The organism is Kluyvera fluvialis, assembly GCF_059725275.1.
This window is the reverse complement of record NZ_AP046142.1, coordinates 1,722,870-1,742,419: the sequence shown is the minus strand read 5'-3', so window position 1 is coordinate 1,742,419 and position 19,550 is coordinate 1,722,870. Positions and strand designations below refer to the sequence as shown.

Sequence of the window (19,550 nt, the reverse complement as noted above, 5' to 3'; positions counted from 1 at the left end):
AAAAAAGGGCAGAGTAAACTCTGCCCTTGAGGTGTGAGGTTAATTAAGCCGCTTTGGCAACAACGTCACCTTCAGGGCGCTTCAGCACCGCGTAAGAGAGGCCCGCCACCAGCGTACCAACAACAATCGCGACCAGATAACCCAGCACCGGGGTGATGGCACCAGGGATCAGCAGGACGAACAGACCGCCGTGCGGAGCCATCAGTTTCGCACCTACCGCCATCGAGATTGCGCCCGTTACCGCGCCACCCACGATACAGCAAGGCAGCACACGCATTGGATCACGAGCCGCGAACGGAATCGCCCCTTCAGAGATAAAGCACAGACCCAGTACCAGCGCCGCTTTACCGCCTTCGCGTTGACCTTTGTCGAACTTGTTACGCGCAACCAGCGTCGCAATACCCATCGCCAGCGGTGGTACCATACCGGCCGCCATAATTGCCGCCATCGGTGCGTAAGTTTGGGTACTCAGCAGACCCACGCCAAACGCGTATGCCGCTTTGTTCACCGGGCCACCCATATCGGTACACATCATGCCACCGAGAATTGCCCCCAGCAGTACCGCATTCGCCGTGCCCATAGTTTGCAGCCAGTGAGTCAGCCAGTTCAGCAGCGCCGCAACCGGCGTACCAATCAGGTAGATCATCGCCAGGCCGACAATCAGGCTGGATATCAGCGGGATTATCAAAATAGGCTTCAGCGCTTCCATGCTTGGCGGCAGCTTCAGTTTGGTACTGATAAACTTCGCGGCATAACCGGCAATGAAGCCCGCGATGATACCGCCGATAAAGCCGGAGCCGCCGCTAACGGCTAACATACCGCCGATAAGACCCGGCGTCAGGCCAGGGCGGTCAGCAATGGAGAAGGCAATAAAGCCCGCCAGTACAGGGACCATCAGGGCAAAAGCGGAAGCACCACCAATTTGCATCAGCGCCGCTGCCAGCGTGCCTTTGACTTCAAACGCTTTAATCCCAAAGGCGAACGAAAGCGCGATACACAGACCACCGGCAACCACCATCGGCAACATATAGGAAACGCCGGTCAGCAGGTGACGATATGCCCCACCAGCGCTCTCTTTTTTCGCCGTATCGGCCGGTGATTTGCTCTGCCCTGCCGGTTGATACGGCTTGGCTTCGACCATGGCTTTATCCAGCTCCTGCGCGGTTTTCTTCAGCGCCAGACCGGTAGTAGTGCGATACATCGGTTTACCGGCAAATTTCGCCAGATCCACTTCGATATCCGCCGCCACGATAACCAAATCCGCTTGCTCAACTTCTTCAGGCGTAATCGCGTTACCCGCACCCACAGAACCACGGGTTTCCACTTTCACCCACAGGCCACGTTTTTTGGCTTCGGTTTCAATCGCTTCCGCCGCCATAAAGGTATGCGCGACGCCGGTTGGGCAGGCAGTTACCGCAACAATGCGCTTCACTGCGCCGCTTGCCGTAGGCTCGGCCTGAGCCGGTGCCTGATAGGCGATAGCATGTGATTTTGCTTCGCTCAGGAACAGTTCCGGGTGCGAAACGGCGCGGTTAATATCGCCGAGGTAAACCTGCTTACCGACCAGCGCGGTATCAGCAGGCAGTGCCGACCCCAGGACGATCGCCAGTTCGGCGTCATTCGGGTTATCAATTAACTCCAGGTGTGCTTTCTGTGCTGCCGTACTGAGCAGGGTCTTCGCCATATAAGCACGAGCCTGTCCGAGTTTGGCATCGATAATCAGCAGCGTTTTCATACGCCTCTCCTGCTGTTAGTTAAAGGGTTTCAGGTCAACGCGCGCCATCATCGCGGCCAACTGGGTACGATCGGTAATCCCGACATTACTCTGACTTACCGCCAGCGCGGCAACCGCCGTTGCCAGACGCAGAGTATGCTCGCTGGACTCACGCATCAGCAGGCCATAAATCAGGCCGCCAACCATAGAATCACCGGCGCCGACGGTGCTCACCACCTCAACAGACGGCGGCTTAGCCAGCCACTCGCCGGATGCGTTAACCCATAGCGCGCCTTCTGCCCCGAGGGAGATAACGACATGGGCGATACCCTGCTCGCGCAGCGCGTGAGCGGCATCAATCACATCTTTCATTTCAGGCAGCTTACGACCTGCCCAAATTTCCAGCTCGCGACGGTTCGGTTTCACCAACCACGGCGCGGCTTTCAGACCCGCCACCAGTGCTTCACGGCTGCTGTCGAAAATAATGCATGGGCACTGGCTACGCAGACGCGTCATCCAGTCGGTAAACGCTTCTGGGCTGACACCCGCCGGCAGACTACCGCTGACGCATACCATGTCGAACTGACCCAACCAGCTCAGGGAATCGTTAACAAAACGCTCCCAATCCGCTGGGGTAACTTCAAAGCCGGAGAAGTTGAAATCAGTGACTTCACCGTCTTTTTCAGTCAGCTTAACGTTGATACGAGTACGGCCCTGCACTACCTGGAAGCGGTTAGCGATGCCCAGCTCGCTGAACAGTTGCTGAAAACCATCCTGGTTATCTTTACCCAGGAAACCGCCGACGGTGACGTCGATACCTAAGTCTTTCAGCACTTTAGCAACGTTGATGCCTTTACCGGCAGCGTGCAGCCCGGTGGTACGCACCAGGTTCACTTCCCCGCGCTCAACTTCTGGTGTAAACCCAACCAAATCATAGGCCGGATTTAAAGTAATTGTGGCTACTCTTCTGCTCATTTACGCGCCCTCCCCAAGGCCTGAAGCAATCGCTTCGCCAATGGCGTCCAGCGCCTGACGAGCATCGTCACCTTGCGCGGTAAAGCGCAGACGGTGACCTTTCTTAACACCCAGCGCGACGACCTTCATCAGGCTACGTCCATTGGCTGGTTTACCGCTGCCGTCAAGGTTGGTCACGGTAATATCACTGGTAAATTTTTTGATGGTGTTCACCAGCATGGTTCCTGGACGAGCATGAAGACCATGCTCGTTACGGATGACAAATTCTTCGCTCAGCACGTCGTCAGCGGCGGCATCATCGCTGGTCAGCAGTGCCAACAGTGTTGCAGCATCTGCTTTCAGCAAGCGTTCAGCTTTGTTATCCACCAGCAGATTAGCCAGGCGGTTCAGCACGGCTGTCGGCTGTGCATCGGCCATCGCAACAGTTATCAGCACCGAGGCAACAGCATCGTCAACGCTAAACGGCGTGGCCGCACGGCTCACCGCAATGGCGCTGCGCAAGTTGCCTTCAGCACAATCGCTCAGCCAGATCCCCTGACCCAGGTTCAGCGGCTGTTCGTTAATCACTCGCGACACAAAAGTGGCATCGGCAGCGCCCGCTTCTTTCAGGCGAGCGGCGTTCAGCGCCTGTAGCGTGACCAGCGAACCTGCGTTGACATCCAGCGTCAGCATGTCGTTGTCCAGCTTCAGCGCTTCGCTTTGCTTTTCGCCCATCAGCAGTGCACGCAGTTCTTCTGCGGTTGTCACGGTTTTCAGCTGTTCAGCGACGTCGTCGTCACTCAGCACATGCGTCAACTGGCGCAGCAGGCCAAGGTGTTCATCGGAGCTGGCGGCGATACCAATCGCGACATAAGCGGTTTGCCCTTCGCCCCAGGTCACGCCCTGCGGGAACTGGAAAACCTGCACGCCGGTTTTCAGCACCTGATCACGGGTATCAGTAGTGCCATGCGGAATGGCAATGCCATTACCGAGGAAAGTGGAAGTTTGCTGCTCACGCGCCAGCATGCCGGCAACGTAACCGTCAGCCACGTTGCCCGCACTGACTAACGCTGCGGCAACCTGCCGAATAGCCTCTTCTTTATTCGCGGCCTGCTGGCCGGGATGAATATCCTGAACGGTTAACTGGAACATGGTTCCCCTCGCTCGCTGAATTGAATCGATTCAGCTTTTGTGAGAAAAAATCGTCGTACTTAGCGGGTAAAGTGCTGAAGACGACGCTGAAACGTTTCAATAATATTGTGCCTTTCTTAATTAGCCTGCAAGTTTTGCTGCTGATTTGATCGCATAAATTAGATCTACAGCACATTTCATTAGCATTCATGCCACAAAAGCTGAAGCACATTATGGCACTCATCAACCACTTCAGCTAGATGTCAGCCTATTTTTGAAATGGTTTTTTGATTTTTTCGTGCCGAATTTGATTTCGGTTACTGTTCATTTTCTGAGTCACGGCGTACACTCCCCCGCCTCTCCTAAAGTGACTGATAAAACAACATGCAAAACAGTACCGCCGCCGTCCCTCGGCGCTCGTTTGATCTCACCTCGTCATCATTTCTGATTGTCGCGTTTTTAACCGGTATTGCCGGTGCGCTCCAGACTCCGACGTTGAGTCTGTTCCTCAGTAATGAAGTGCACGTTCGCCCGGCGATGGTGGGTTTCTTTTTTACTGGTAGCGCCATTATTGGCATTTTCGTCAGCCAGTTTTTAGCCAGCTATTCCGATAAACGCGGTGACCGCAAAAATCTGATTGTTTTCTGCTGTCTGCTGGGCGTGCTGGCCTGCGTGTTGTTTGCCTGGAACCGCAACTACTTTATTTTGCTGTTTGTCGGCGTGTTTCTGAGTAGCTTCGGTTCTACCGCTAACCCGCAAATGTTCGCCCTCGCCCGCGAACATGCGGATAAAACGGGCCGTGAGGCGGTGATGTTCAGCTCGATTATGCGTGCGCAGGTGTCGCTGGCGTGGGTTATCGGCCCGCCGCTGGCCTATGCGCTGGCAATGGGCTTTGGCTTTACGGTGATGTACCTGTCGGCAGCGGTGGCGTTTGTGGTCTGTGGCGCGATGGTGTGGATATTTCTACCCACGATGCGTAAAGGCACGGCGTCGGCAAGCGCTATCGTTCAGGCTCCGCGTACCAACCGTAAAGATGCACTGCTGCTGTTCATTATTTGCACCCTGATGTGGGGCACTAACAGTCTGTACATCATTAATATGCCGCTGTATATCATCAATGAACTGCATCTGCCGGAGAAACTGGCGGGGATAATGATGGGGACAGCCGCAGGGCTTGAAATCCCAACCATGCTGATTGCGGGTTACTTTGCCAAACGTCTTGGAAAACGCTTCCTGATGCGCCTGGCGGCCATTGCTGGGCTGCTGTTCTACGTGGGGATGTTGACCTTTGATAGCCCTATACTGCTGCTGGCGATGCAACTGCTGAACGCAGTTTACATCGGCATTCTTGGCGGGATTGGGATGCTCTATTTTCAGGATCTGATGCCAGGCCAGGCCGGTTCGGCAACCACTCTGTACGCCAATACCTCACGCGTTGGCTGGATTATCGCCGGTTCACTGGCCGGTATCGTGGCAGAAATCTGGAACTACCATACGGTGTTCTGGATTGCACTGGGGCTGTGTGCCGCCACTATTGTTTGTCTGACGCGCATCAAAGACGTTTAAGGCGCAGTCAGCGCTTCGAGATGCAATAAATAGGTGATGGCCTCGGTTCGCGTTGCACCGCACATATCCCGCGCGGGCTGTAGACCCGCGCACACTTTCGGGCGCAGCGGCGAGCCAAAGATTTTACAGCGCTGATGCTCATCTAGCTGCACGCATGGCGTGTTCGCTGGTTTGCCGTTGGGCATACCGGGGATGGGGCTGGAAATAGAAGGCGCAGTGCAGCAAGCCCCGCAGTCCGGACGACATTCCATCGCGGGTTCTCTGTTATGTTGAATAGGTGGTTGTTGCGCACAGTATCACCTTTTATTAAGAGATAGCAAAACCCTCGAATTCCGCTTGCCTGAAACGCACAGCACGAGTAATTTTACGCGATATTTTAGACCCCCTTGTACACAGGATAAATGCAATGCCAAGAGCGAACGAAATCAAAAAAGGTATGGTGCTGAACTACAACGGCAAACTGCTGGTTGTTAAAAATATTGATATTCAGTCACCGAGCGCCCGTGGCGCGGCAACGCTGTACAAAATGCGTTTTTCCGATGTCAGCACGGGTCTGAAAGTGGAAGAACGTTTCAAAGGTGATGATCTGCTGGATACCGTCACGCTGAACCGTCGTTTCGTTGACTTCTCTTATATTGATGGCAACGAATACGTGTTCATGGATAAAGAAGACTACACCCCGTACATCTTTACCCACGACCAGATTGCCGATGAACTGCAATTTATCCCAGAAGGCGGGATGCCGGATATGCAGGTTCTGCTGTGGGATGGCCAGGTTCTGGCGCTGGAACTGCCGCAAACGGTAGATCTGGAAATCGTAGAAACCGCTCCGGGTATCAAAGGCGCATCCGCCAGCTCCCGTACCAAACCCGCCACGCTGACCACAGGTCTGGTGGTGCAGGTTCCAGAGTACCTGACCACTGGCGAAAAAATTCGCATTCATATCGAAGAAAAACGCTACATGTGCCGTGCAGATTAATTCACCCACGGTTAAGCGATAAAAAAAGGACAGCCAAACGGCTGTCCTTTTTATTTGAATGCGTTTTTACGGAGCTTCCCCTCACCCCGGCCCTCATCCCACTGGAGCGAACCAGACGGCGTTTCGAGGCCCAAAACACCGCCCGTGTTTCCCTCTCCACCGGGAGAGGGTCAGGACAGGGAAAAAGCGTCAATTACAGCAGGTCGCGGAATTTCGTCATTTTCAGCGCCAGCTCAACGCCGCGCACTTCCGCCAGACCTTTCAGACGACCAATCGCAGAGTAGCCTGGGTTGGTTTTCTTTTTCAGATCATCCAGCATCTGATGACCGTGGTCAGGACGCATTGGAATCTGGCGCAGGTCACCTGCTTTCTTACGGCGCTGTTCTTCCGTCAGGATAGCGTCAACCACCGCAACCATGTTCACGTCACCCTGCAAATGCGCAGCTTCGTGGAAGGTTTTCGGATTGTCTTCACGACAGGTAGAGCGCAGGTGCGTGAAGTGAATACGATCGCCAAAGGTTTCAATCATTTTCACCAGGTCGTTATCCGCGCGAACGCCGTAAGAACCGGTGCACATGGTGAAGCCGTTATTAATGCTATCAACGGTTTCTTTCAGCCACTGCATATCTTCGATGGTCGAAACAATACGCGGCAGGCCGAGGATTGGGCGCGGCGGATCGTCCGGGTGAACGGCCAAACGCACGCCCACTTCTTCAGCCACAGGAACAATCGCCCGCAGGAATACCGCCATATTTTCACGCAGTTGATCTTTGCTGATGTGGTCGTATTCCGCCAGACGCGCGCGGAACTGGTCAAGGGTATAACCCTCTTCCGCACCCGGCAGGCCAGCAATGATATTGCGGGTCAGTTTGTTCACATCCGCTTCGGTCATGGCGTTGAAGTATTCTTGCGCCTGACGCTGTTCTTCTGCGGTGTAATCAGCCTGTGCACCTTCACGCTTGAGGATATGCAACTCGAAAGCGGCAAAGGCAATCTGGTCAAAACGCAGTGCTTTAGAGCCGTCTTCCAGAGTGTACTCAAGGTCGGTACGCGTCCAGTCAAGGATGGGCATAAAGTTGTAGCACACGGTATCGATACCGCACTCTGCCAGGTTACGAATGCTCTGCTGATAGTTCGCAATCCACGTCTGGTACTGACCAGAATGAGTTTTGATATCTTCGTGCACCGGAATACTTTCAACCACCGACCAGGTCAGCCCTTTCTCAGCTAAGATAGCCTGACGCTGTTTGATTTCTTCAACCGGCCATACCTGACCGTTTGGAATATGGTGCAATGCCGTGACGACACCTGTCGCCCCAGCTTGACGTATATCATCAAGAGATACCGGATCGTTTGGGCCATACCAACGCCAGGTTTGTTCCATTGCCTCACCCTCTAAAGTTGTTATACCAATAAACACATCGTTAATGACGACTACCATACAGGTTAAATCGGCAGGGTCAAATAATCCGCCTGCATTGATTGATCCAGCTCACATTACCGCGATAAATACGGCACACCAATTCAATTTGCTGTCATATAACTTTACACTGACAACGTTAATTAATCGTTAATTGGATGTATAAACAATGAAGACAATAGCCTCTGTCGCCCTGCCCGCAAACGTACAATTGCCGCTTTATGATAGACAACAGCTACGTTCGCGGATTGTGCACTTCGGTTTTGGTGCGTTTCACCGCGCCCATCAGGCACTGATGACCAACCGCGTGTTGAACCAGCACGGTGGCGATTGGGGGATTTGTGAAATCAGCCTGTTCAGCGGCGACCAGCTAATGAGCCAGCTCCGCCAGCAAGAGCACCTGTTTACGGTGATGGAGAAAAGCGCGGCGGGTAACCAGCCGGTTATCATCGGGGCAGTAAAAGAGTGCCTGAACGCAAAACTGGACTCACTGGAGGCTATCGTCGAGAAATTCTGTGAGCCACAGGTCGCAATTGTGTCGCTGACTATCACCGAAAAAGGCTATTGCATTGATCCGGCGACCGGACATTTAGATCTCAGCCAGCCACGGATCGTCCACGATCTACAAACCCCTGGCGAACCGCACTCCGCCCCGGGCATTTTGGTTGAAGCGCTGCATCGCCGCCGCGTTCGTGGCCTTCCGGCCTTTACCGTGCTCTCTTGCGATAACATTCCTGATAACGGTCACGTGGTTAAAAATGCGGTGCTCGATATGGCAACCCGGCGCGACCCGCAGTTAGCAAGCTGGATTGCTGAACACGTCAGCTTCCCTGGCACGATGGTTGACCGTATCGTTCCGGCAGCCACGGAAACCTCGCTGGCGGAAATTACCCGCGAGCTGGGGGTTGAAGATCCCTGCGCCATCAGTTGTGAACCGTTTATTCAGTGGGTCATTGAAGATAATTTTGTCGCCGGGCGGCCTGACTGGGGCAGCGTGGGCGCACAACTGGTCGATGACGTGCTGCCGTGGGAAGAGATGAAACTGCGGATGCTCAACGGTAGCCACTCGTTCCTCGCCTATCTGGGATATCTGGCGGGTTACGCGCACATCAGCGACTGTATGCAGGATGAATCCTATCGCCGTGCCGCGCGCCAGCTGATGATGGCAGAACAAGCGCCGACACTGCGCATTACCGGCGTGGATCTCGCCACCTACGCCGACAGCCTGATTGAGCGCTTTAGTAACCCAGCGTTGCAGCACCGTACCTGGCAAATTGCGATGGACGGCAGCCAGAAACTGCCGCAGCGCCTGCTCGATGGCATCCGCATTCACCTGAAAGAAGGCACTCACTGGCCGCTGCTGGCGCTGGGTGTCGCAGGCTGGATGCGTTATGTCAGCGGGGTTGATGATGCCGGTAACGTCATTGATATCCGCGACCCACTGGCGGAAAAAATAGGCACGATTGTGAGCAATAGCCACGATGATAACCGGGTTGAAGCCTTGCTGACGCTGCATGAAATCTTCGGTAGCGACCTTCCCGCCAACCCGCAGTTTGTGCACCATATTCAGCAAGCCTGGCAACATCTGGTTCAGCAAGGCGCGCGTCAGGCGCTGCTGACCGCGCTAAACCACTAACGCCATCAACCGTTGTGCGAGCCAATTCTCCACCGGCTCGCACAACGCAACTCTTTTCGTTGCAATATCTTCAGGATAAAGTGTGCTCAATATCACTGTTTCCAGCCTGGAGTTTTTGTGACTAAAACCAATCTGATCACCGGTTTTCTCGGTAGCGGCAAAACGACCTCAATTCTGCACCTGCTCGCCAATAAACCAGCCAATGAAAAATGGGCGGTACTGGTCAATGAATTTGGGGAAGTGGGCATTGATGGTGCATTGTTAGCCGACAGCGGCGCACTGCTAAAAGAGATCCCCGGCGGTTGCATGTGCTGCGTCAACGGCCTGCCGATGCAGGTCGGTTTGAATACCCTGCTCCGCCAGGGCAAACCGGACCGTTTATTGATTGAGCCGACCGGCCTCGGTCATCCAAAACAGATCCTCGACCTGCTGACCGCCGCCGTTTACGAGCCGTGGATAGACCTGCGCGCCACCCTGTGCATCATGGATTCACGCCAGTTGTTGGATGAGAAAGTCGTCAGTAATGAAAACTTCCGTGACCAACTGGCGGCGGCAGACATTATTGTCAGCAATAAATCAGACCGCGCCACCCCACAAAGCCAGCAGGCAATGGACGATTGGTGGCAGCGCTACGGTGGCGATCGCCTGCGTGTACACGCAACGCAGGGTAATATCGACGTCGCCCTGTTGGACAGTCCGCGCCGTAACCTCACAACGCTAAAGGCCAGCGCCGCGCACTCACACGCTCACCCCTCCAATAAAGGGCTGGCGGCGTTAAGCCTACCGGAACACCAGCGTTGGCGGCGCAGTGTAAATCAGGGCCAGGGATATCACGCCTGCGGCTGGATTTTTGATGCCGATACCCAGTTCGACACTATCGGACTGTTAGAATGGGCGCGGTTGGCTCCCGTCACCCGTTTGAAAGCCGTTATGCGGATCCCGGAAGGCCTGGTGCGCATTAACCGCCAGGGGGCCGACCTGCACATCGAAACGCAGAATGTTGCACCGCCGGATAGCCGCGTTGAGCTAATTAATGACGCCGAAACGGACTGGAATACGCTACAAACGGCGCTGTTGAAACTTCGTTTAGGTTAAAACCGCTAAGGTTTCCGGCGAAATTAACTAGCCATGAATATTATGATGCGTACACGTTATCCCTTGATTATTTTGCTCAACGTCGCTGGTGCGGCGTTGTTTATCTCCTGGTTCCTGCCGCTGAACCACGGGCTGTGGTCGGTTGTTGACCGCGCTATTTTTCATTTCTTCAATCATGGGTTAACCGCAGATAACCTCGCCTACGCCTGGTTCCTTGCCATCATTAACAACCGCGCCTTTGACGGCTGTTCTCTCCTGGCGATGGGTTGCCTGATGCTGAGCTTCTGGCTGAAAGAAGACCGCAATGGCCGCCGCCGCATCTTTATTATCGGTCTGGTGATGCTGCTGGCAGCGGTAATCATCAACCAATTGGCCCAACATTTAATGCCGGTCACTCGCAGCAGCCCGTCAATCAGCGAACCTGGCGTGCATCGTGTCAGCGACCTTATTAGCTTCCCAACCAAAGATGGCTCGCGCGACAGCTTTCCAGGCGATCACGGCATGATGCTGCTGATATTTTGCACTTTCATGTGGCGCTATTTCGGCGTGAAAGCGTTGCTTATTTCGCTGGTTATTTTTGTGGTTTTCGCTTTCCCTCGGGTAATGATTGGCGCGCATTGGTTTACCGATATCGCCGTAGGTTCATTAACCGCTGTATTGATTGGCGCCCCCTGGGTATTACTGACGCCATTAAGTGATAAAGCCATCGCGCTATTTGACCGCTATTTACCCCATTTCGGCGCACTCAAACCGGTCAATAAATAAGCATTACATTGAGTAGAGCCACGAGAGGGCTTTGGTCCTCTTTTTTGCTTTGTCAGCTTTTGTCATTTTTGTCATCATCTCGTCATAATTTTCATTTTTATTATGAATGAGTTGCCCATTTTTTATGCGCGAATGGTGTAATTTTAGCCATTCACAAATTTTAACTTTATGTATCACAATTTCTTATAAAAAATAGGGTGAAAGCGCTCGCAATGCCGCTTTCGTTAAGGTAATCTCATTCGCGTTTGTCGCCAAAAATGAGTAATTATTCGGTCACTAAATAAAAATTTGTGCGCCAGGCCACAAAACCGAATTCAAAGAATTGTCTCATTGATTGCGTGTATTTAGTCTCAGACGCGTTTGGCATTTTTTATAACGACTCTGTCGTTAAGGACTTCAAGGGAAAACAACGAACATGGTCAAATCTCAGCCGATTTTGAGATATATCTTGCGAGCGATTCCAGCAGTAGCAGTTGCGGTTCTGCTTTCTGCATGTAGTGCGAATAATCATACCGCCAAGAACATGCATTCTGAGACGGTTGGTGTGGGTAGCGAAGACACTTCTTCACTGCAAGCATCTCAGGATGAATTTGAAAATATGGTTCGTAACCTCGACGTTAAATCCCGTTTGATGGATCAATACGCAGGTTGGAAAGGTGTCCGCTACCGTTTAGGCGGCGACACAAAACGAGGCGTAGACTGTTCCAGCTTTGTGCAGCGCACATTCCGCGAACAGTTTGGTTTAGAGCTGCCGCGTTCCACATGGGAACAGCAGGAAACGGGCAAAGCCGTTTCGCGCAGCCAGCTTCGTACCGGTGATTTAGTGCTGTTCCGCGCAGGGTCTACCGGTCGCCATGTTGGTATCTACATTGGTAACAATCAGTTTGTTCATGCATCCACCAGCAGCGGTGTGACGATTTCCAGCATGAACGAGCCATACTGGAACAAGCGTTACAACGAAGCTCGTCGTGTACTGAGCCGTTCGTAATGACGTTTACCGTCGGTTTCCCTTGGCTGACGGTAAGCATAAAAAAAGCACTGCTCTGGCAGTGCTTTTTTTATGCTCTATCAGTATCCTTTTCTTTAGAGTTCCGTAGCATAGAGATGTTTTCATGTTCACTCGTCACTCTTTGATTAACCGCCGTATTATTATGACCAGCATTACGACTGGTCTGCTGATTGCTCTGATTGCCGGAGTGGCGCAATTTTCTATTTTTCATCACCGCCGCTCGGTGCAGTTTGACACCACTATCTCTAGCCTACAGAGCTACTTAAATACCTATTTCGGCCAGATTTTACAGACGATGGAGACGCTCCAGCCGCTGACCATGAGCCACTGCGAGAATGTCTCATCCGAGCTTACCGCCAGGGCGGCATTCAGCATGAACGTGCGCGCTTTTTTGTTGGTGAGAGATCAAGTGGCCTATTGCTCATCCGCCACGGGGCCGATGTCGCTACCGCTAAAAGATCTCGTGCCGGATCTCGATCTTAACCAGAATCATATGATGGCGATTGTCGCTGGCACACCGATGATGCCCGCCACGCCCGCCTTCGTGCTGTGGGTAAAAAGCCCACTGCTGGAAAGCCGTGGCGTTTTCGCCTCGATTAACGCCAACCTGATGCCGTGGGTGCTCTACTCCGCGAAGCAAAGCCCGTACAACGGCGTGGCGCTGGTGGTGAATGGCAAAACCGCTATTTCGACTTTTAGCAACAAACCGATTGCCCTGAGCGACATTACCGATACGGCGGTGAGGCATGTGAAGGTGAAAGGCGTACCACTGGAGATTTACCTCTACAGCACGGCGATGACTACGGATAACGCCCTGTATTCACTGCTGTTAGGGCTGATGTGCGGCCTGGTAGGCGGAATGCTGTGCTTTTATATTCTGACTATCCGCTCCCGCCCTGGAAAAGAGATCCTCTCCGCCATTAAACACCGCCAGTTTCACGTGGTGTATCAGCCGGTGGTGGACGCTAAAAACCAGCAGATTGGCGGCGTAGAAGCGCTAATGCGCTGGTCACATCCTACGGCCGGTAATATTCCGCCAGATGCATTTATCAGCTTTGCCGAAGCGCAGAATTTAATTGTTCCCCTCACCCGCCACCTGTTCGAGCTGATAGCCCAGGATGCGCAGGTACTGAAAGATATTCTACCGCCTGGCGCTAAGCTGGGAATTAACATCGCCCCCAGCCACCTGCATGCTGAAAGTTTCCAACAGGATATCCGCAATCTGGCCGCTAGCCTGCCGGAGCACTATTTCCAACTGGTGCTGGAGATAACCGAGCGCGATATGCTCAACCAGGAAAAAGCCATGAGCCTGTTTAGCTGGCTGCGTAGCGAAGGCATTGAAGTGGCTATCGATGATTTTGGCACTGGTCACAGCGCGCTTATCTACCTTGAACGTTTTACTCTCGATTATCTGAAAATCGATCGTGGGTTTGTGAACGCTATTGGTCGTGAAACCATTACCTCACCGGTGCTGGACGCGGTACTGACTCTCACTCAACGGCTAAACCTGGTGACGGTTGCCGAAGGGGTAGAAACCGAGGAGCAGGCAGCGTGGCTACGCGCGCATCACGTCGATTACCTTCAGGGTTACCTGATAAGCCGCCCACTGACGCTGAAAGAGCTGGTTGCTGAGCACGATAAACCGGCAAAATATTTCACCAGTGCCTGACGCTCATTTGACATTCCATGATAAAAAACAGAACCTAATCAACACTTTTCAATGTGGGGTTATTTTGTCTTGAGCATAGCACGTATCTATATTGCCCTGCTGATGCTGTTCAGCCTGCCCCTGCACGCGCAGACCGTTAAAGAAAGCACCGCCTTCGCGGTGATTGGCGCGCCGAAATACGCCGTCAACTTTGACCACTTTGACTATGCCAACCCTGCCGCCCCCAAAGGCGGCAACATCACGCTGTCGGCGCTGGGAACATTCGACAACTTCAACCGCTACGCCCTGCGCGGCAATGCGGCGGTTCGTACCGAATCCTTATACGACGCGCTGTTTACTACCTCTGACGATGAATCCGGCAGTTACTACCCGCTGATCGCGGAAAGCGCGCGCTATGCCGATGATTATTCGTGGATGGAAATCACACTTAACCCCCGCGCCCGTTTTCACGATGGTAGCCCCATCACCGCCCGCGACGTCGCCTTCACCTTTGAGAAGTTTATGACCGAGGGCGTCCCACAATTTCGCTTGATTTATCAAGGCAGCACGGTCACGGCTATTGCCCCGCTCACCGTGCGCATTGTGCTGGCAAAGCCCGGTAAAGAAGACCTGCTGGGGCTGTTTACCCTGCCGATTCTGCCGCAAGCGTTCTGGCAAAAACATAAACTCAGCGAGCCATTAGCGACACCGCCGCTGGCAAGCGGCCCGTACCGAATCAGCGGCTGGAAAATGGGGCAATACATTGTCTACTCGCGAGTGAAAGATTACTGGGCAGCAGATTTGCCGGTCAACCGTGGGCGCTGGAATTTCGACAGCCTGCGCTTTGACTATTACCTTGATGATAATGTCGCCTTCGAGGCCTTTAAGGCAGGCGCATTTGACCTGCGCAGAGAAAACAGCGCCAAGAACTGGGCCACGCGTTATCTCGGCAAAAACTTTAACCAGGGCTTTATCGTCAAAACAGAACACAAAAATAGCGCGGCGCAGGATACCCGCTGGCTAGCGTTTAACATCCAACGCCCGGTCTTTGCCGACCGCCGGGTGCGCCAGGCGGTCGGCATGGCGTTTGATTTTGAATGGATGAACAAGGCACTGTTTTATAACGCTTATAGCCGCGCCAACAGCTATTTCCAGAACACCGAATACGCCGCGCGGGACTACCCGGACGCCGATGAGCTGTCGCTGCTGGCACCACTAAAAAATGAAATTCCGCCGGAAGTTTTCACCTCAATTTATCAGCCGCCCACGTCGCGCGGTGACGGTTTTGATCGCGATAACCTGTTAAAAGCCAGTGACTTACTTACCGAAGCTGGCTGGGTGCTCAAAGACCAGCAGCGCGTTAATAGCAAAACCGGCCAACCGCTGCGTTTTGAGCTGTTGCTACCTTCTGTTGGCAACGACCAATGGGTGATTCCATTCCAGCATAATTTGCGCCGTCTGGGCGTCACGTTGGATATCCGCCAGGTTGATATTTCCCAGGCAACGAACCGAATGCGTAGCCGCGATTACGACATGATGCCACGTCTGTGGCGAGCCACACCGTGGCCCAGCTCTGACTTGCAAATTCCATGGTCATCGGCGTATATCGACTCGTCTTACAATGCGCCAGGGGTTGCCAGCCCCGCTATCGATAGCCTGATAACGCAGATCATCCGCTGGCAGGGGAACCAACAGAAATTACTGCCGCTCGGTCGCGCACTCGACCGAGTGTTAACCTGGAACTACTACATGCTGCCAATGTGGTTTATGTCGGGCAATCGAACGGCTTATTGGGATAAGTTCTCTTACCCAGCCACGCTGCCGTCATATGCTTCCGACATAGAAGCCCCCGCATTTAGCACCTGGTGGTATGACGCGAACAAAGCGGCAAAACTGCCCTCCTCCCGGCGTTAAGGAAAGAACATGGCTGCCTATCTGATTCGCCGGTTACTGCTCATCATCCCTACTTTATGGGCCATCATTACCCTCAACTTTTTTATTGTGCAAATAGCCCCCGGCGGCCCGGTCGATCAGGCTATTGCGGCCGTTGAGTTTGGCCAACAGGGTCGGCTGCCGGGCGGCGGTGACACCGTAGGTGGCGGGCAGGTGCGCGCTGGTGTGAGTAATATTGCCGACAGCCAATACCGTGGCGGGCGCGGCCTTGACCCAGAGGTTATTGCTGAAATTACCCACCGTTATGGCTTCGATAAACCGCTACACGAGCGCTATTTCACGATGCTCGGCAACTACCTGCGTTTTGATTTTGGCAATAGCCTGTTTCGCAACGCCTCGGTCATGCAACTGATGAAAGAGAGCTTGCCGGTGTCCATTACGCTAGGGGTGTGGAGCACGCTGATTATCTACCTGGTATCGATTCCGCTGGGGATTCGCAAAGCGGTGCACAACGGTAGCCGTTTTGATATCTGGAGCAGCACTGGCATTATTATCGGCTACGCCATCCCGGCGTTCCTGTTCGCCATTGTGCTAATCGTCTTTTTTGCCGGTGGCAGCTATTACGATATTTTCCCACTGCGTGGCCTGGTATCCGCCAACTTCGACACGCTACCGTGGTATCAAAAAATCACCGACTATCTCTGGCACATCACATTACCGGTACTGGCGACGGTGATTGGCGGCTTTGCGGCACTGACCATGCTGACTAAAAACTCATTTCTTGATGAGATTCGTAAGCAGTATGTCGTTACCGCGCGGGCAAAAGGCGTCAGTGAGAAACACATTTTATGGCGACACGTTTTTCGCAACGCCATGCTGCTGGTTATCGCGGGTTTTCCGGCAACGTTTATCAGCATGTTTTTTACCGGCTCACTGCTGATAGAAGTGATGTTCTCGCTTAACGGCCTGGGGCTTCTGGGCTACGAGGCCACGGTTTCTCGCGACTATCCGGTGATGTTTGGCACGCTGTATATTTTCACCCTGATAGGCTTGCTGATGAATATCATCAGCGATATCAGCTACACGCTGATAGACCCGCGCATTGATTTTGAGGGCCGCTAAGATGCGCTTAAACACCGTCAATCAAGCCCGCTGGGCGCGTTTTTGCCACAACCGCCGTGGTTATTGGTCGCTGTGGATTTTTATGCTGCTGTTTGTGTGCAGCCTGTGCGCCGAGCTTATCGCCAACGACCGCCCGCTGCTGGTGAGCTACCAGGGCAGCCTGTATGTGCCGGTGCTGAAAAACTACAGCGAGCAAACCTTCGGCGGCGAGTTTGCCACCACCGCCGACTATCAAGACCCCTGGCTTCAGCAACGCTTAGAACATAATGGCTGGGTGCTGTGGACGCCGATTCGTTTTGGTGCAAACAGCATTAATTTCAGTACCGACGCCCCCTTCCCTTCACCGCCATCATGGCAAAATTGGCTGGGGACCGACGCCAATGGTCGCGATGTTATCGCGCGGATGCTGTATGGCACGCGTATCTCGCTGCTGTTTGGGCTGATCCTCACGGTCTGTTCCAGTGTGATGGGCGTAGTTGTCGGCGCGGTGCAAGGTTACTACGGCGGCAGAATTGACCTCTGGGGCCAGCGGTTTATAGAGGTTTGGTCGGGAATGCCGACGCTATTTTTAATTATCCTGCTCTCAAGCGTGGTGCAGCCAAACTTCTGGTGGCTGCTGGTGATTACCGTGCTGTTTGGCTGGATGTCGTTGGTCGGCGTGGTGCGCGCCGAGTTTCTGCGTACCCGCAACTACGACTACATCCGGGCGGCGCAGGCGCTGGGCGTCAGTGACCGGAGTATTATTTTGCGCCATATGCTGCCGAATGCGATGGTCGCCACGCTGACCTTTATTCCGTTTATTTTGTGCAGCTCCATCACCACGCTCACCTCGCTGGACTTTCTCGGCTTTGGCCTGCCGCTCGGCTCGCCGTCGCTCGGAGAGCTGCTGTTGCAGGGCAAAAATAACCTCCAGGCTCCCTGGCTTGGGGTCGCCGCGTTTCTCTGTGTCGCTATTCTGCTGTCGCTGCTGATTTTCATCGGCGAGGCGGTGCGCGATGCCTTCGATCCGTCTAAGGCGGTATAAGATGCAGCAGCCACTTCTGGATATTGATAACCTTTCTATCGCGTTTCGCCAGCAAGGCGTCACCACGACCGTCGTGGATAACCTGTCGTTGTCACTTAACGCTGGTGAAACGTTGGCGCTGGTGGGCGAGTCTGGCTCAGGGAAAAGCGTCTCGGCGCTGTCGATTCTGCGCCTTCTGCCGGAGCCGCCGGTCAGCTATCCCAGCGGTGATATTCGTTTTGGCGGTGTCTCGCTGCTGAATGCCAACGAACAAACCCTGCGTAGCGTACGCGGGAACCGGATTGCGATGATTTTCCAGGAACCGATGGTGTCGCTAAACCCGCTGCATACTCTGGAAAAACAGCTATACGAAGTGCTGTCGCTGCATCGGGGAATGCGCAAAGAAGCGGCGCGCGGCGAGATCCTCGATTGTCTTGACCGCGTAGGGATTCGTCATGCGGCAAAACGGCTGGCAGACTACCCGCACCAGCTTTCCGGCGGCGAGCGCCAGCGAGTGATGATAGCAATGGCGCTACTCACCCGTCCGGAACTGTTGATTGCCGATGAACCGACCACCGCGCTGGATGTCTCGGTACAAGCGCAAATTCTCCAGCTACTGCGCGAGTTGCGCGCTGAGCTTAATATGGCGCTGCTGTTTATTACCCATGACCTGAGTATCGTGCGCCAGTTGGCTGATCGCGTGGCGGTGATGCAGCATGGCCGTTGCGTCGAGCAAAACAGCGCCAGCGCCCTGTTTGCAGCCCCGACCCATCCCTACACGCGTAAATTGCTGGATAGCGAACCCGCCGGTGATCCTGTGCCATTAGCGCCCGATGCCGCTACGCTGCTGGAAGTGAATCAGCTCACCGTCGCCTTCCCGATTCGCAAAGGGATCCTGCGCCGAGTGGTAGACAACAATCGGGTGGTCAATAACCTTAGCTTTACGCTGCGCACCGGTGAAACGCTGGGGCTGGTGGGTGAGTCCGGTTCTGGGAAAAGTACCACTGGGCTTGCGCTGCTGCGCCTTATTGCCTCGCAGGGCGAGATTCGCTTCGCCGGAGAAGCTATTCAGACACGCAACCGCCAGCAAATGCTGCCGCTGCGCCACCGAATTCAAGTGGTATTCCAGGATCCTAACTCAGCGCTGAACCCGCGCCTTAGCGCACTACAGATTATTGAAGAAGGCCTGCGAGTGCACCATCCGGCGCTGTCAGCCGCTGAACGCGAGCGGCAGGTCATTCAGGTGATGAATGAAGTGGGGTTAGATCCAGAAGCCCGGAACCGTTATCCGGCAGAGTTTTCCGGCGGCCAGCGTCAGCGCATTGCCATCGCGCGAGCATTGATCCTCAAGCCAGAACTGATGATATTGGATGAACCGACGTCTTCGCTCGATCGCACCGTTCAGGCGCAAATTCTGGCGCTACTCAAAGCATTACAAGAAAAACATCGGCTGGCCTATATTTTTATCAGCCACGATCTACGGGTGATCCGCTCGCTATGCCACCAGGTTATCGTGCTGCGCCAGGGAGAAGTTGTCGAACAAGGTGAGTGTCGGCGCCTGTTTGCAGCACCGCAGCAGGAATATACCCGTCAGCTCATTGCATTGAGCTGACGT

The 19,550-nt window shown here is 54.0% G+C and carries 16 protein-coding genes; 11 read left to right on the top strand and 5 right to left on the bottom strand.

The window, feature by feature from the left end; translation table 11 throughout:
- Positions 1-43 precede the first annotated feature (43 nt).
- From fruA to fruB, 3 genes are read right to left on the bottom strand one after another with little or no spacing between them, the layout of a single operon-like run.
- Positions 44-1,735 carry a PTS fructose transporter subunit IIBC gene (gene fruA / locus AC6I4B_RS08365; protein WP_497770941.1) on the bottom strand — a complete coding sequence of 564 codons (1,692 nt, stop codon included), beginning with the start codon at positions 1,733-1,735 and terminating at the stop codon, positions 44-46.
- Positions 1,736-1,750: 15 nt separating this feature from the next.
- A complete protein-coding gene (gene fruK, locus AC6I4B_RS08360) occupies positions 1,751-2,689 on the bottom strand; it encodes a 1-phosphofructokinase (RefSeq protein WP_061279419.1) in 939 nt (312 codons plus the stop codon).
- The gene (fruB, locus tag AC6I4B_RS08355) at positions 2,690-3,820 is read right to left on the bottom strand and encodes a fused PTS fructose transporter subunit IIA/HPr protein (protein ID WP_497770939.1); all 1,131 of its coding nucleotides are present in this window, start codon (positions 3,818-3,820) and stop codon (positions 2,690-2,692) included.
- 363 nt (positions 3,821-4,183) lie between these two features.
- On the opposite strand from fruB, the gene setB reads away from it, so the two are divergent.
- Entirely contained in the window at positions 4,184-5,365 is a 1,182-nt protein-coding gene (gene setB, locus AC6I4B_RS08350) for a sugar efflux transporter SetB (RefSeq protein ID WP_497770938.1), read from the top strand.
- On the opposite strand, the gene AC6I4B_RS08345 is transcribed toward setB, so the two are convergent.
- The gene (locus AC6I4B_RS08345; protein ID WP_497770936.1) at positions 5,362-5,616 is read right to left on the bottom strand and encodes a YkgJ family cysteine cluster protein; all 255 of its coding nucleotides are present in this window, start codon (positions 5,614-5,616) and stop codon (positions 5,362-5,364) included. The genes setB and AC6I4B_RS08345 overlap by 4 nt on opposite strands.
- A 155-nt stretch (positions 5,617-5,771) precedes the next feature.
- Between AC6I4B_RS08345 and yeiP the strand changes: the two genes are divergently transcribed.
- Positions 5,772-6,344 carry an elongation factor P-like protein YeiP gene (gene yeiP / locus AC6I4B_RS08340; RefSeq protein WP_497770935.1) on the top strand — a complete coding sequence of 191 codons (573 nt, stop codon included), beginning with the start codon at positions 5,772-5,774 and terminating at the stop codon, positions 6,342-6,344.
- Between the two features lie 193 nt (positions 6,345-6,537).
- Here yeiP and uxuA read toward each other — a convergent pair whose 3' ends face one another.
- Entirely contained in the window at positions 6,538-7,728 is a 1,191-nt protein-coding gene (gene uxuA / locus AC6I4B_RS08335) for a mannonate dehydratase (protein ID WP_497770933.1), read from the bottom strand.
- Positions 7,729-7,933: 205 nt separating this feature from the next.
- Here uxuA and AC6I4B_RS08330 point away from each other — a divergent pair, with 205 nt between their 5' ends.
- The 9 genes from AC6I4B_RS08330 to yejF all read left to right on the top strand — a co-directional run bounded on the left by AC6I4B_RS08330 (position 7,934) and on the right by yejF (position 19,547).
- Positions 7,934-9,400, top strand: coding sequence for a mannitol dehydrogenase family protein (locus AC6I4B_RS08330; protein ID WP_497770932.1), 1,467 nt, complete (start codon positions 7,934-7,936; stop codon positions 9,398-9,400).
- Positions 9,401-9,517: 117 nt separating this feature from the next.
- Positions 9,518-10,495: a CobW family GTP-binding protein gene (locus tag AC6I4B_RS08325; protein WP_497770930.1), complete on the top strand. Its 978-nt coding sequence runs from the start codon at positions 9,518-9,520 to the stop codon at positions 10,493-10,495.
- A 42-nt stretch (positions 10,496-10,537) separates the two neighbouring features.
- Positions 10,538-11,260, top strand: a complete 723-nt coding sequence (locus AC6I4B_RS08320) for a phosphatase PAP2 family protein (protein WP_497770929.1) — start codon at positions 10,538-10,540, stop codon at positions 11,258-11,260.
- 415 nt (positions 11,261-11,675) lie between these two features.
- Positions 11,676-12,248: a bifunctional murein DD-endopeptidase/murein LD-carboxypeptidase gene (mepS, locus tag AC6I4B_RS08315; RefSeq protein WP_497770927.1), complete on the top strand. Its 573-nt coding sequence runs from the start codon at positions 11,676-11,678 to the stop codon at positions 12,246-12,248.
- Between the two features lie 124 nt (positions 12,249-12,372).
- A complete protein-coding gene (pdeN, locus tag AC6I4B_RS08310; protein ID WP_497770926.1) occupies positions 12,373-13,938 on the top strand; it encodes a cyclic di-3',5'-guanosine monophosphate phosphodiesterase PdeN in 1,566 nt (521 codons plus the stop codon).
- A 102-nt stretch (positions 13,939-14,040) separates the two neighbouring features.
- Positions 14,041-15,831, top strand: a complete 1,791-nt coding sequence (locus AC6I4B_RS08305; RefSeq protein WP_497772062.1) for an extracellular solute-binding protein — start codon at positions 14,041-14,043, stop codon at positions 15,829-15,831.
- Between the two features lie 9 nt (positions 15,832-15,840).
- The gene (locus AC6I4B_RS08300) at positions 15,841-16,932 is read left to right on the top strand and encodes a microcin C ABC transporter permease YejB (protein ID WP_497770924.1); all 1,092 of its coding nucleotides are present in this window, start codon (positions 15,841-15,843) and stop codon (positions 16,930-16,932) included.
- 1 nt (position 16,933) lies between these two features.
- Positions 16,934-17,956 carry a microcin C ABC transporter permease gene (locus AC6I4B_RS08295; protein WP_497770923.1) on the top strand — a complete coding sequence of 341 codons (1,023 nt, stop codon included), beginning with the start codon at positions 16,934-16,936 and terminating at the stop codon, positions 17,954-17,956.
- 1 nt (position 17,957) lies between these two features.
- Positions 17,958-19,547, top strand: a complete 1,590-nt coding sequence (gene yejF, locus AC6I4B_RS08290; protein WP_497770921.1) for a microcin C ABC transporter ATP-binding protein YejF — start codon at positions 17,958-17,960, stop codon at positions 19,545-19,547.
- Positions 19,548-19,550: the final 3 nt, after the last annotated feature.